Raw genomic sequence first — 14,405 nt, forward strand, 5'->3', positions numbered from 1 at the left:
CCGAGCGTATTCTATTCGCCGTGAGTGGGCGTTGCGGCCGGAATTAGCGTGGCTTTTTGGAGCCTATTTCGCGTTGTGGCTGTCAGAGTGAGGCCAAAGGGCGTGTCAGGCGGACGTCGGATTGACCGCCACGACCTTGTTCTTCCCGGTCTGTTTGGCCTGATACATCGCAGTGTCGGCGCGGCTGATGACGTCGTTGAACTGTTCCGTCGGATCCCACTCGGTCACGCCTGCGCTGAATGTGATCAGGATCTTCTTGTCCTCGGCGAGGAAGAAATTCCGCGTGAGCTCGCGTTGCAGGCGTACGAGCGCGGCGTGGGCCTGGTCGAGCGCGGTGTCCGGATAGAGGAGGATGAATTCCTCGCCGCCATGTCGTGCGACGGTGTCCTGGGGGCGCAGGTTCTGGCGCACGATCGTCGACAGGTGAATCAGCGCATCGTCACCGGTGCGGTGCCCGAAGCTGTCATTGAGGCGCTTGAAGTTGTCCAGATCGAGGAGCGCGACGCTGAGCGGTCGGTCGTGGCGACGAGCGCGGGCCGCTTCCTTTTCGAAGGTTTCCTCGAGTCCGCGGCGGTTGAGGACGCCAGTGAGCTGGTCGTGCCGCATCATGCGGGAGGCTTCATCGAGCTGTTGCTGCAGGTCGGTGATGCGCGTTTCGGCCTCGCGGACGCGTTCGCGGGTGGACTGCAGCTCGTCGCGCGAACGTCGGGCTTCGTCGCGGATCGCGAGTGTCTCGCGCATGACTTCGCCGAGCAAGCCGCTGATTTCGGTGATGTCGTGGGCGGCGGAGATCTGCTCCGCGCAGCGTCCCATGCGGTCGTGATAGCTGCCGGTCGCCTCGGTGAAGCTCGCGAGGTGATCGACGAAGCCTGCGAGCATCTCTCTGAGCGAGCGCTGGGCTTCGGAGAGGTTGTGCTTGAGCTGGCTTTGCTTGTAGATGACTTCCTTGAGCCGCCGCTCCGCCGCGTCGATGAGGCGCACGTTGGCCGGCTTGCCGACCACGTCGCGCAAGACTTCGATCTGACCGTGCAGCCAACGGTCGTCGACGACGATCTGGTCAATGTTTTCGAGCAGCAGACGGAGCAGGTTGGTCAGTCCCGCATTGACCTCGGCGTTGTCGCCCGCCACCATTTCCAGACGGTAGGCGAACTTGCGTAATTGGGCGGCGATGGGGCGCAGGTCCTCCGCGCGCTCGGCCGACTTCACCGATTGCGCGAACTTGGCGATTTCGCGCGTGAGTTCAGGATCATCCGCCAGGAATGCCGGCAGCACGGATTCGAGGGTGAGCAGCAGCAGCTCGCGCAGATTCGAGAGCAGTTCGCCGGCCTCGCCGCTCGCGATATGACGGATTTCCGCGGCTGCGGGGGCGGGTAGTCCGTCGCCCGCTGGCTGGGGAACGACCGCCGCGTTCGGGGCTACACCCAACGCCGGGGACGCGTCGACGAGTTCGCGCGGGGCCGGTGATTCGGGATTCGAGGGCGCCTGAATCCATGATCGCACGAGCCCGTAGAGCCGCCCATAGAGCGTCGCAGGATCGTTGGCCGCGAGGACGCGTTCGAGCGACTCGCGCTTGCGTGCGGTGGTCCAGCCGATCTGGCGCAGTTCCCACTGCTTGAGGAGATTGCCGATCAGTTCGTTCCACGCCTGGGGCTGCTCGGTCTTGAGGCTGGTGAGGTATTGCCCCAAGGCCCGTTGCCCGGTGTCCGGGTCGCCCGCGGTCAGCGCCTGATCGAGCTGTCGGGCGAGCCGCGTCCGTTCGGCGGTGTCGCGCGGCAGTTGAAGCGCGAGGGAGCGCACGAATTTTTCGGGGAAGGCCCCCTCGTCGGACGTGATGCCGGCGACCTCGTTATACAGCTTACGGAAATTGTCGGGCGTCGGAGGAACGCGCCGGGTGGCGATCAGGCGCAGGACTTCGCGAGCGATTTCCGATGGCTGGGTGGGGGCGGGCATGTATGGCAGAAGTTATAGATGTCGTCCGCGCGATTATACGGCCCCGCGCGTCGCCATCTTTCTGCCGACATCGTGAACATGCCCGGCATCGCTGCCCGGGGCGATGCGGCTTACCGGCTGCTCGGGTCCGCGTGGGTTCTCAGAAGCCAGACGGTGAATATCGTGGCGCACGCTAGCGTTGTCGCCTCGACGGTCTGCCCCGTTCCGAGCATCAATCCGGCCATGCCGCCACAACCGAGAAGCAGACGCGTAATCCATCGTTCCATGTTGGTCTCCGTCAGGTAAGGGCCGTTTGAGAGCCTCGTTGTTGATGACTGTAAGTATATACAGTAGTAAGCCGAAAGTGCAATGCCCGATGAGCGCTGGCCGAATTGCGATTTGCCGGCGACAGGACAAAAAAAACGGCGACCCGGAGGTCGCCGTTCGTGACGCGTGAGAAGCGTCTTACTTCTTCTTGCGCACCGGCGGGATGTCGGTGCAGCTGCCGTGCGCGACTTCCGCCGCCATGCCGACGGTCTCGCCGAGGGTCGGGTGCGGGTGGATGGTCTTGCCGATATCCACTGCGTCCGCGCCCATCTCGATCGCGAGGCAGACTTCGCCGATCATGTCGCCCGCCGAAGGACCGACGATTGCGCCGCCGATCACGCGATGCGTTTCGGCGTCGAAGATCAGCTTGGTGAAGCCGTAGTCGGCGCCGTTGGCGATCGCGCGGCCGCTGGCGGCCCACGGGAACTTCGCGGTTTCGATCTTGCGGCCTTCCTTCTTCGCCTCTTCCTCGGTGTAGCCGACCCACGCCACTTCCGGATGGGTGTACGCGACGCCCGGGATCACGGTGGCGTCGAACGCAGCCTTCTCGCCCGCCGCGACTTCGGCCGCGACGTGCGCTTCATGCACCGCCTTGTGCGCGAGCATCGGGTTGCCGACGACGTCGCCGATCGCGAAGATGTGCGGCACGTTGGTGCGCATCTGCGCATCGACCGGAATGAAGCCGCGGTCGGTGACGAGGATGCCCGCCTTGTCGGCGCCGATCTTCTTGCCATTGGGCGAGCGGCCGGCGGCCTGCAGGATCATGTCGTAGCGCTGCGGACCTTGCGGCGCCTTCTCGCCTTCGAACGTGACCCACAGGCCGTCGTCCTTCGCCTCGACGGCGACGGTCTTGGTCTTGAGCATCACGTTGTCGAAGCGCTGCAGGTTCTGCTTCTCCCACACCTTCACGGCGTCGGCGTCCGGGCCCTGCATCAGGCGATCGAGCATCTCGACGACATCGACACGGGTGCCGAGCGTCGAATAGACGGTCGCCATCTCGAGGCCGATGATGCCGCCACCGATGACGAGCATCTTCTGCGGCACGAAGCGCAGCTCCAGCGCGCCGGTCGAGTCGACGATGCGCGGGTCGCGCGGGATGAAGGGCAGATGCACCGCGGCGGAACCGGCTGCGATGATGCACTGCTTGAACTTGATGACCTTCTTCTCGCCGGTCTTGTCCTGGCCTTCGCCGGTCGTGACTTCGACCTCGACGTGGTTCGGGTCGAGGAAGACGCCGTAGCCGCGCACGACGTCGACCTTGCGGCCCTTGGCCATGCCCGCGAGACCGCCGGTCAGCTTGCCGACGACCTTGTCCTTGTGGGCACGCAGCGCGTCGATATCGACGGTCGGCTTCGCGAAGGTGATGCCGGCGGCCGACATGTGTTCGGCTTCGTCCATCACCGCGGCGACGTGCAGCAGCGCCTTGGACGGGATGCAGCCGACGTTCAGGCACACACCGCCGAGGGTCGCATAGCGCTCGACGATGACGGTCTTGAGACCGAGGTCGGCCGAGCGGAACGCAGCCGAATATCCGCCGGGACCGGCGCCGAGCACGAGCATGTCGCACTCGATGTCGGCACCGCCGGCATGGCTGGCGGCCGCAGGGGCCGGTGCCGCTGCAGGTGCCGCCGGGGCGGCTGCGACGGCAGTCGGGGCGGCCGGGGCCTGTAGTTCGCCGGCCGCTTCGGGCAGCGATCCGGAAGCCTCGATCTTGATCAGCGTGACGCCTTCGGAGACGCGGTCGCCGACCTTGACCAACACTTCCTTGACCACGCCGGCGGACGACGACGGCACGTCCATCGTCGCCTTGTCCGACTCGAGCGTCGCGATCGCGTCGTCAATCTTGATGGTGTCGCCCGGCTTCACGAAGAGCTCGATCACCGGCACGTCGGAGAAGTCGCCGATGTCGGGGACTTTCACTTCAATCAACTGGCTCATGGTGCGGCCTCCTTACAGCATGACCCGACGGAAGTCGGCCAGCAGTTGAGCGAGATACACGTTGAAGCGGGTCGCCAGCGCGCCGTCGATGACCCGATGGTCGGCGGTCAGCGACATCGGCAGCGTCAGGCGCGGCACGAACTGCTTGCCGTCCCATACCGGCTTCATCACCGACTTGTTGACGCCCAGGATCGCGACTTCCGGCGCATTGACGATCGGCGCGAAGTAGGTGCCGCCGATGCCGCCCAGCGACGAGATTGTGAAGCACGCGCCCGACATGTCGGCGGGGCCGAGCTTGCCGTCGCGGGCCTTCTTCGCCAGTTCGCCGGATTCGGCGGCGATCTCGAATACGCTCTTCTTGTCGGCGTTCTTGATCACCGGCACGACGAGCCCGTTCGGGGTGTCGGCGGCGAACGCGATGTTGAAGTACTTCTTGTAGATCAGATTATCGCCGTCGAGCGAGGTGTTGAACTCGGGGAATTGCTGCAGCGCGCGCACCGACGCCTTGATGATGAAGGCCAGCATCGTGAGCTTCTTGCCGGATTTCTCATATTCCTTGTTCATCTGGACGCGGAAAGCTTCCAAGTCCGTGATGTCGGCGTCTTCGTGATAGGTCACGGCCGGGATCATCACCCAGTTGCGGGCGAGGTTCTGGCCGGAGATCTTCTTGATGCGCGACAGCGGCTTGCTTTCGATTTCGCCGAACTTCGAGAAATCGACCTTCGGCCAGGGCAGCAGATCCAGCCCGCCGCCGAGGCTCGCGCCCGCGCCAGCCGGAGCGGCCTTGCCCGGGACGACGCCGGTCTGCATCGCGCCCTTCACGAAGGCGGTGACGTCTTCCTTCAGGATGCGGCCCTTCGGCCCGGTGGCCTTGACCTGCCCGAGATCGACGCCGAGCTCACGCGAGTAGGCGCGCACCGACGGGCTCGCATGCACCTTGCCGCCGAGCGTGACGGCGGACGGCGCCGCGGGAGCGGCCGGCGCCGAAAGCGCCGATTGGCTGAAGGCGGCGGTCGACGCAGCCGGAGTGGCCTGCACGGCGGTGTTGCCGGCCGCGGCGGGAGCCGCGGGGGCAGCCGGAGCCGCAGCGGCGGCCGGTGCAGCGCCGGCGCCTTCGACGACGATCAGCACGGAGCCCATCGACACCTTGTCGCCGACCTTGACCTTCACTTCCTTGACGACGCCAGCAGCCGAGGAGGGCACGTCCATCGTCGCCTTGTCGGATTCAAGCGTCGCGATCGCGTCGTCGACCTTGATCGTGTCGCCGACCTTCACGAAGAGCTCGATCACCGGGACGGAATCGAAATCGCCGATGTCCGGCACGGCGACTTCGATCGGGCCGGAGGCGGCCGGCGCTGCAGCAGGCGCAGCGGCCGGAGCCGGCGCGGGGGCGGCAGCGGCGGGCGCGGGCGCAGCCGCAGCCGCCGGAGCGGGGGCCGCAGCCGGTGCTTCGGCCTTGTCGCCGTTGACCGTCTCGACCTTGATCAGCAGGCTGCCTTCGCCGACCTTGTCGCCGACGCCGACCAGCACTTCCTTGACGACACCGGCGGCCGACGAGGGCACGTCCATCGTCGCCTTGTCGGATTCCAGCGTCGCGATCGCGTCGTCGACCTTGATGGTGTCGCCGACTTTCACGAACAGCTCGATCACCGGGACGGAATCGAAATCGCCGATGTCCGGGACTTTCACTTCAATGATTTGGCTCATGTTCTTGTCTCCCTCGCTCTCTTAGACGCTCATCGGGTTCGGCTTGGCGGGATCGAGGTTGTACTTCAGCAGCGCGGCTGCAACCTTGTCGCGCTCGATCTGGCCTTCGTCGGCCAGCGCCTTCAGTGCGGCAACCGTGACCCAGTGGCGATCCACCTCGAAGAAGTGGCGCAGCTTTTCGCGGGTATCCGAACGGCCGAAACCGTCGGTGCCGAGGGTGACGTAGGTGTTCTTGACGAAGGGACGGATCTGCTCGGAGAACAGCTTGATGTAGTCGGTGGCGGCGACGACCGGGCCGACCGCGCCCTTGAGGCACTTCTCGACGTGGCTCAGACGCGGCGCTTCCATCGGGTGCAGCATGTTCCAGCGTGCGGCGTCCTGGCCTTCGCGGGCCAGTTCGTTGAAGCTCGGGCAGCCCCAGATGTCGGCTTCGACGCCCCAGTCGTTCTTCAGCAGGTCGGCCGCGGCGATGACTTCGCGGAAGATCGTGCCGGAGCCCAGCAGTTGGACGCGCAGTTTGCCGTCAGCGCCCTTACGGAACGCGTACATGCCCTTGATGATGTCGGCTTCGGCGCCGGCAGGCATCTCGGGATGTTCGTAGTTCTCGTTCATCACCGTGATGTAGTAGTACACGTCCTGCTGCTCGGCGAACATGCGGCGCATGCCGTCCTGGACGATCACGGCGACTTCGTACTGGAAGGTCGGGTCGTAGCTGACGCAGTTAGGGATCATGTTCGCGAGGATCAGGCTGTGACCATCCTCGTGCTGCAGGCCTTCGCCGTTGAGCGTCGTGCGGCCGGCGGTACCGCCGACCAGGAAGCCGCGGGTGCGCTGGTCGCCCGCTGCCCAGCACAGGTCCATCGTGCGCTGCAGGCCGAACATCGAATAGAAGATGTAGAACGGCACCATCTGCACGCCGTGTACCGAGTAGGCGGTACCGGCGGCGATCCAGTCCGCCATCGCACCCGCTTCGTTGATGCCTTCCTGCAGCACCTGGCCGGTCTTCGATTCCTTGTAGAACATCAGCTGGTCATGATCTTCCGGCACGTAGTTCTGGCCTTGCTGGTTCCAGATGCCGTACTGGCGGAACATGCCTTCCATGCCGAAGGTGCGCGACTCGTCGGGGACGATCGGCACGATGTGACGACCGATCTGCTTGTCCTTGAGCAGCGTGTTCATGATGCGCACGATCGCCATCGTGGTCGACAGCTCGCGGCCTTCGCCTGACGCCTTCAGCAGCGCAGCGAAGTTTTCGAGCGCAGGCACGGCGAGCGGGTCGGCAGTGCGGCGGCGCTGCGGCAGGAAGCCGCCGAGCGACACGCGACGCTCCATCATGTACTTGTACTCGGGCGAATCCTCGGCGAACTTCAGGTAGGGCAGTTCGGCGATCTTGTCGTCCGGCACCGGGATGCCGAAGCGGTCGCGGAAGCGGCGGATCGCCTCTTCGTCGAGCTTCTTCTGCTGGTGCGAGATGTTCATCGCTTCGCCCGCCTGGCCCATGCCGAAGCCCTTGATGGTCTTGGCGAGGATCAGCGTCGGCTGGCCCTTGTGCTCCACGGCCGCCTTGTAGGCCGAGAAGATCTTGAACAGATCGTGGCCGCCGCGGTTCAGTTGCCAGATCTCGTCGTCGGTCCAGTCGGCGACCATCGCCTTCAGTTCCGGCGTGTTGAAGAAGTGCTCGCGAACGTACGCACCGTCCTTCGCCTTGAAGGTCTGGTACTCGCCGTCGACCGCGTCCATCATGCGCTTCTTGAGCAGGCCCTTGGTGTCGCGGGCGAGCAGGGCGTCCCAGTGCGTGCCCCACACGAGCTTGATGACGTTCCAGCCGGCGCCGCGGAATTCGGCTTCCAGTTCCTGGATGATCTTGCCGTTGCCGCGCACCGGACCGTCGAGGCGCTGCAGGTTGCAGTTGATCACGAAGACCAGGTTGTCGAGCTTTTCACGCGCGGCCATGCCGATCGCGCCCAGCGATTCGACTTCGTCGGTCTCGCCGTCGCCCAGGAACGCCCAGACCTTGCGGTCCTGCGCCTTGGCCATGTCGCGGCTGTCCATGTACTTCATGAAGCGGGCGGCGTAGATCGCGCACAAGGGGCCGAGGCCCATCGACACGGTCGGGAACTGCCAGAAGTCCGGCATCAGCCAGGGGTGCGGGTAGGACGAGATGCCCTTGCCGTCGACTTCCTGACGGAAGCTGTCCATCTGCTCTTCGGAGAGGCGGCCGAGCATGTAGGCGCGCGCATAGACGCCCGGGACCGAGTGGCCCTGGAAGAAGATCAGGTCGCCGCCGTGGTTTTCGGACGGGGCGCGCCAGAAGTGCGAGAAGCCGACGTCGTAGAGGGCTGCCGCCGAGGCGAACGAGGCGATGTGGCCGCCGACGTTGGTGTGCTTGTTCGCGCGCACGACCATCGCCATCGCGTTCCAGCGGATGTAGGAGTGCAGCTTGATCTCCATGTCCGGGTTGCCCGGGTACTTGGGCTGCTGCGCGGCGGGAATCGTGTTGATGTACTGCGTGGTCGCCGAGTAGGGGATGTCGATGCCTTCCTCGCGGCCGGCTTCGATCAGCTTCTCGATCAGGAAGTGGGCGCGGTCCTGGCCTTCATTGGCGACGACGGCCTGGAGGGCGTCCAGCCATTCCTGCGTTTCTTGGGTGTCGGGGTCGGGTTGCAGCGTGACGTTGGGTGCGGCGGCCATGCTCTGTCTCCTCAAACGTTGAGCTCAGCTGTTAGCGGATCCCGCTTTTTGTGGAGCGGGCGATTTGAAACCGTGGGTTGCCGATTCCGATGATCAGCGACGGTTTTCACATTCTAAAAACAGATTTCGGGATGTGCAATAACTTTTTGCCCGGAGCGCCATCGAAGGCGAGTGCGCGGCCGCGTCGCCGCTGACGGAAATACGGCCGGACTGCAGGTGCGAGAACAGGATGGGCGAGCGCCAGCGGGCACTGGCGACAGTGCCCGAAACGGGGAAAACGCGAAGAGCGGGGAAAAAGCGGAAAAAAATCGGCCGGGAGATAGAGAGGGAGGGAGAGGTTTTTCTCCCGGCCGATCAGGAAAAGCGGCGGATGCCGCGGGCGTCATTGGCGCGATGCCCGGCGGCGGTCCTCGTCGTAGGCGAACACGACTCGCCCGTTCTGCACTTCGCCCATGAAGACATCATGGACGCTGTTGATGGTCTCGTGGCGATCCTTCGAAAACGGGCGGCTGTAAGTCATGATGACCCCCTCGACCCTTTCTTGCAGGTTTTCGAGCGCCTCGCGGATTCGATCGCCATCCGTGCTGCCGGCCTGGCGGATGGCGGCCGCGAGCAGAAGCGTGGAATCATACCCTTGCGCGGCGGCCGGTGGCACCGGAATGCGTGTGCTTCCAGTGGCATTTTTCCATGCATCGAGGAAGGTCTTGCGGCGCGGCGTCGTCGGCTCGGGGATGAAGGTCTGCGGCATGCGTGCGCCTTCCCCGTTGGGGCCGGCGTTGTCGATGAAATTCGACATCGCGAGCGTCCAGCTGCCGATCAGCGGCACATGCCAGTTGAGCCGCGCCATGCCATTGACGATCTGCGCGAGCTCGGGGCCGATGCCGTAGGTGAGGATCGCCTCGGCGCCCGCCTGGCGCGCCCGGCGCAGCTGCGAGCTCATGTCGGGCTGGGGGATCTGGAAGCGCTCGACGGCGACCGGCACGATGTTGCGCTCGGCGAGCGTCCGTTCAAGGTCCTCGCGGCCGAGCTGGCCGTAGTTCGTCGCGTCGTGGAAGATCGCGACGCGCTTGATGCCGCGGCGGTCGACGGCCTCGGCGACGATCATCGCCGCCTGCAGCGTGTCGCTCGCCGAGACGCGGAAGACGAAGTTGTCCGGGTGCAGCGGCGGCAGGAACTGTTTGGTGATCAGCGATCCGGTCGCCACCGACGTGATGATCGGGATGCGCGCCTGCTGGTAGAAGCGCTGGCTCGCAAGCGCGACGCCGGTGTTGGCGATGCCGAGGCCCGCGACCACGTGCTCGCGGTCGATGAGCTCCTGCACGACCTGGGCGCCGCGCTCGTTGCGCGCTTCGTCGTCGCGTTCGACGAGTTCGACCTGCCGCCCGAGCACCCCGCCGGCCGCGTTGATTTCGGCCGCGGCGATGCGGATGCCCTCGCGCATCGAAATGCCCATCGGGCTCGACCCGCCCGTGAAGGGGCCGGACACGCCGATCTTGAGCGGACCGACCGGGCTCGCCGGGGCCGCCGCAACGGAGAATTCCGCGAGGGATACGAGGCACAGAAGCGCAATCAGGAGGCGCAGCACGCTGGAATCACTCGGGTTGAAGAAGGATGGCCGCACAATGTACGGCCGATGGCAGCAGCGTAGAATTGGCGAAAACCCCAAGCCTGTCATGGAAGCGCTTTCCGCACTGTCGGCTGTGCCGCGCTACGGAAAAACCCCGATTGCCGCTCGGCGGGATGCCATCGACAATCCCTCAAGGCATCTGCGGCGCTTTTGCGCGCCTGTTGCGTTTCTCCGATAGTTCCGATTTCGATGCCCCATTTCTCCGACTCCGGCCGCTTCGGCCAGGCCCGCTGGTACTGGACCGCTCCCTACGTCGCGGTCGGCATCTTCGCGCTGACGATGCTCGCGCTCGTCTGGCTGCTGCAGGCCCGTGACGTCGAGACGCAGCGCAATGCCGTCGCGCGAGATGTGCAGTGGGCCGAGCAGACGATGCGTCTGCACATGCAGGCGACCGAGGAATTCCTCGGCCAGGCCGCCCGTGATCTCGCCGCCGATGCCTTGAATCTCGACGGCTTCCAGGTCCGCGCCAACCAGTACATCGCCAACAACGGCGAACTCGTGAACATCGTCTGGGTGGGGCCGGAAGAAGTCGTGCGCTGGTCCGCGCCTTTCGACACCACGGACTGGCTGCAGGGCGACCCCTTGTCCGCGAATCAGACCGAAGCCTTCTACCGCGCCCGCGACCTGGGCCGCGCGGCTTACGGCGAGGCCTACATGAATCCGCGCAACCGCATGGTGCTGGAGGTGTACGTGCCGGTGCGCCACGGCCGCGAGTTCCTCGGCGCGATCGTCGGCGTGTACTCGATCGACCGCATGGTGCGTCATCTTGTGCCGAGCTGGTTCGACGAGAAGTACCGGCTCACGCTGCTCGGCGCCAACGGCGACACGCTGGCGGCGAACTCCGGCGTGCGCGCGATCGACGAGAGCGTCTCGTATTCGATCGCGCTCGATCCACCGGGCAATGGCCTGACCCTGCGTGCAACCGCCTTCCGCACCGCAAGCCAACTGCCGCAGATGCTCCCGACCGCGATGATCGTCGGCCTGTCGGTGATCGTGCTGTGGACCCTGTGGCTGCTGCGCACCCACGTGCAGCGCCGCGTCCAGGTCGAGAAGGAGCGCGATCGCCTCTTCAACCTGTCGCTCGACCTGCTGTGCATCGTCGGCCTTGATGGCGTGTTCCGGCGCGCGAACCCCGCCTTCGAGCGCATCCTCGGCTGTTCGCCCGATGACCTGCCGGGCCGGCCGCTGCTCGACATCGTGCACGCCGACGACGTGCCCTTCGCCGTCGACCAGCTCCGCCGCCTCGCCGACGGCCAGCCGGTGAGCTTCGAGATCCGTTGCCGGGGTGTCGATGGCAGTTTCAAGTGGCTCGACTGGAGCATCAACCCGGTGCGGGAGGAGAAGCTCGTGTATGCCGTCGCGCACGACATCACCGGACGCAAGGCGGCCGAGGAGGCCCTGCGCGCGGAGACGACCTTCCGCAAGGCGATGGAAGAGTCGGTGATCACCGGCATGCGTGCGATCGACCTCACCGGGCGCATCATCTACGTCAATTCCGCCTTCTGCCGCATGGTCGGTTTCGAGCAGGAGGAGCTCCTCGGCTCGAAGCCCCCCTTCCCGTACTGGCCCCCTGAGGACCTCGAGCAGTGCTGGCAGAACCTCGACCTCACGCTGCAGGGCAGGGCGCCGGTGAGTGGTTTCGAGATGCGCGTGCGGCGGAAGAACGGCGAGCGGCTCGATGCGCGCTTCTACCTGTCGCCGCTGATCGACAGCACCGGCACCCAGGTCGGCTGGATGGCGTCGGCGACCGACATCACCGAGCCGAAGCGCATCCGCGCCGCGCTCGAATCGGCGCACGAGCGCTTCGAGGCCGTGATCGACGGTCTCGACGCCGCGGTCTTCGTCGCCGATGCGCGCACCGACGAGATCCTGTTCGCGAACCGCGCCTTCAAGAGCATCCACGGGTTCGACGCGGTCGGCCGCACGGTGCGCGGCGTCGCCGTGCCGCAGCCCGAGCGCGGCGACTACCCGGTCGACCCGCGCGGCCTCACCCCTGCCGACCTGCCGCGCGAACTCTTCGACGGCGAGCTGCAGAATCCGCTGTCCGGCCGCTGGTATCACGTGCGCGAGCACGCCACGCGCTGGGTGGACGGGCGCGTCGTGCGCATGGGCATCGCGACCGACGTCACCGAGCGCAAGCAGACGGCGGAAGTGTCACGCCAGCAGGCCGAGCGGCTGCAGCGCACCTCGCGCCTGATCACGATGGGCGAGATGGCCTCGACGCTTGCGCACGAGCTCAACCAGCCGCTGTCCGCAATCGCCAACTACTGCATGGGCTGCGTCACCCGCATCCAGGGGGGCAATGCGCGCGACGAAGATCTGCTCTCCGCGATGCAGAAGGCGAGCTTCCAGGCCGAGCGCGCCGGCAAGATCATCCGCCGCATCCGCGAGTTCGTGAAGAAGAGCGAGCCGCGGCGCGGCGCGGTGCAGATCTCCGAGGTGCTCGACGACGCGATCGGCTTCGCCGAGATCGACGCGCGGCGGATGAGCTCGCGCATCGTGTCCGAGGTCGCGCCGGACCTGCCGCCGGTGTTCGCCGACCGCATCATGATCGAGCAGGTGGTGCTGAACCTCGTCAAGAACGGCATCGACGCGATGTCCGACCTGCCGGCCGAGCATCGGGTGCTGGTGGTGCGTGCCCGGGCGCTCGGCCCGCGTGCCGTCGAAGTGGCGGTGATCGACCGCGGCCACGGCATCGGCGAAGAGGAGCGTTCGCGTCTCTTCACCCCCTTCTACACGACCAAGACCGAAGGGATGGGCATGGGGCTGAATATCTGCCGTTCGATCATCGAGTTCCACGATGGCCGATTGATTGTCGACGACAACCCGGAAGGGGGTACCATCTTCTCGTTTACGCTGCCTACGGAGATTGCGAGTGAGCGAGCAGCAGTCCGCCGCGCCTGACCAGTACATCCATATCGTCGACGACGACGAAGCCCTGCGCGATTCGCTTGTGTGGCTGCTCGAATCGAGCGGCCATCGCGTGCGCTCTTACGAGTCGGCGGAAGCCTTCCTGGCCGACTTCAATCTCGCGATGACCGGCTGCCTCGTGCTCGACGTGCGCATGCCCGGGATGAGCGGGCTGGAGCTCTTCGAGGAACTGCGGCGGCGTCACTGTTCGCTGCCGGTGATCTTCATCACCGGCCATGGCGACGTGCCGATGGCGGTGTCTGCGGTCAAGAAAGGGGCCGTCGATTTCATCGAGAAGCCCTTCAGCGAGCGCGACATGCTCGACCTGATCGCCGAGTGCCTTGCCGCCGAGCAGGCCTCACGCGGGCGGCGCCAGCTCGAAGCGGAGACCGTGCGCCGCCTCACGCAGCTCACGCAGCGCGAGCGCGAGGTGCTCGACCTCATCATTGCCGGCAAGCTCAACAAGCAGATCGCCGACGTGCTCGGCATCAGCATCAAGACCGTCGAAGTCCATCGCGCCCGCGTGATGGAAAAGATGGAGGCGAATTCGCTCGCCGAGCTCGTGCAAAACGTCCTGGCGGCCGATGTCGGCCAGGGACGTTGAGCGTTGGACAAGATTCATACAGGGCAAATGATCGCTGGAACTATGAATATCGGGTACGCGACCCTGTTGATGCTGGCACTCGCCGCGGCCGCGTCGGTGCAAGCGGCCGAGGACCGTCCCGCCGAGAAGCTCGTGCGCGAACGCTGCCAGAAATGCCACGGCTTCGACGGTGAAAGCAGCGAGCCGGAATTCCCGAAACTCGCGGGGCAGAACGTCGATTACATGACGCGCCAGATGGCGAACTTCAAGACCGGCCTGCGCAAGAGCACGCGCATGAAGGAAAAGGTCGAGGACTTGAGCGGGGGCGAGATGCGCGCCCTCGCTGAGTACTTCAGCACCAAGACGCTGGTGCCCGAACGGAGCGCGAAGACCGAGTTGGTCGACGCCGGACGCCGACTCTATTTCAGTGGACACTTCGAACACGGGGTGACCGCCTGTACGACCTGTCACGGGCCGCTCGGCCGTGGCGCCATCTACCTCCCGCGGCTGGCGGGCCAGAACGTGAAGTACCTGGTCGGGCAGCTGCACGCCTTCCGCGACTACTCGCGTACGTCGCCCAACATGGTCATGCACACCGTCGTCGAGAACATTTCCGACGCCGAGATCGACGCCGTGGCCGAGTTTCTTAGCATAATGGAATAATTGACGCGGCAGCTGGAGCTGCCTCGCTCA

8 protein-coding genes are annotated in these 14,405 nt (G+C 65.5%); 3 read left to right on the top strand and 5 right to left on the bottom strand.

The features are described 5' to 3' along the window. Nucleotides 1–105: 105 nt before the first annotated feature. The 5 genes from VJ673_RS13505 to VJ673_RS13525 form a co-directional block, all read right to left on the bottom strand. The gene (locus VJ673_RS13505; RefSeq protein ID WP_324126634.1) at nt 106–1,950 is read right to left on the bottom strand and encodes a GGDEF domain-containing protein; all 1,845 of its coding nucleotides are present in this window, start codon (nt 1,948–1,950) and stop codon (nt 106–108) included. Nucleotides 1,951–2,394: 444 nt separating this feature from the next. Further along, complete coding sequence (gene lpdA, locus VJ673_RS13510; protein WP_324126635.1) at nt 2,395–4,194, bottom strand: dihydrolipoyl dehydrogenase; 1,800 nt, start codon at nt 4,192–4,194, stop codon at nt 2,395–2,397. 12 nt (nt 4,195–4,206) lie between these two features. Then, nucleotides 4,207–5,901 (bottom strand): dihydrolipoyllysine-residue acetyltransferase, encoded by a 1,695-nt coding sequence (gene aceF / locus VJ673_RS13515; RefSeq protein ID WP_324126636.1) that lies wholly within the window; start codon nt 5,899–5,901, stop codon nt 4,207–4,209. A gap of 21 nt (nt 5,902–5,922) precedes the next feature. Continuing rightward, nucleotides 5,923–8,592 (bottom strand): pyruvate dehydrogenase (acetyl-transferring), homodimeric type, encoded by a 2,670-nt coding sequence (aceE, locus tag VJ673_RS13520; RefSeq protein ID WP_324126637.1) that lies wholly within the window; start codon nt 8,590–8,592, stop codon nt 5,923–5,925. 382 nt (nt 8,593–8,974) lie between these two features. Next, nucleotides 8,975–10,177 carry an ABC transporter substrate-binding protein gene (locus VJ673_RS13525; protein ID WP_324126638.1) on the bottom strand — a complete coding sequence of 401 codons (1,203 nt, stop codon included), beginning with the start codon at nt 10,175–10,177 and terminating at the stop codon, nt 8,975–8,977. A 231-nt stretch (nt 10,178–10,408) separates the two neighbouring features. Here VJ673_RS13525 and VJ673_RS13530 point away from each other — a divergent pair, with 231 nt between their 5' ends. Genes VJ673_RS13530 through VJ673_RS13540 form a run of 3 tightly spaced genes read left to right on the top strand, consistent with a single transcriptional unit; the run spans nt 10,409 to nt 14,375 of the window. Then, the gene (locus VJ673_RS13530; RefSeq protein WP_324126639.1) at nt 10,409–13,123 is read left to right on the top strand and encodes a PAS domain S-box protein; all 2,715 of its coding nucleotides are present in this window, start codon (nt 10,409–10,411) and stop codon (nt 13,121–13,123) included. Beyond that, on the top strand, nt 13,095–13,733 hold the full coding sequence (locus VJ673_RS13535) for a response regulator transcription factor (protein ID WP_324126640.1): 639 nt from the start codon (nt 13,095–13,097) through the stop codon (nt 13,731–13,733). Before VJ673_RS13530 ends, VJ673_RS13535 begins: the two co-directional genes overlap by 29 nt. 42 nt (nt 13,734–13,775) lie before the next feature. Beyond that, nucleotides 13,776–14,375, top strand: coding sequence for a c-type cytochrome (locus tag VJ673_RS13540; RefSeq protein ID WP_324126641.1), 600 nt, complete (start codon nt 13,776–13,778; stop codon nt 14,373–14,375). The last annotated feature ends 30 nt before the right edge of the window (nt 14,376–14,405 follow it).

The organism is Aromatoleum sp. (assembly GCF_035254505.1).
GTDB lineage: Bacteria > Pseudomonadota > Gammaproteobacteria > Burkholderiales > Rhodocyclaceae > Aromatoleum.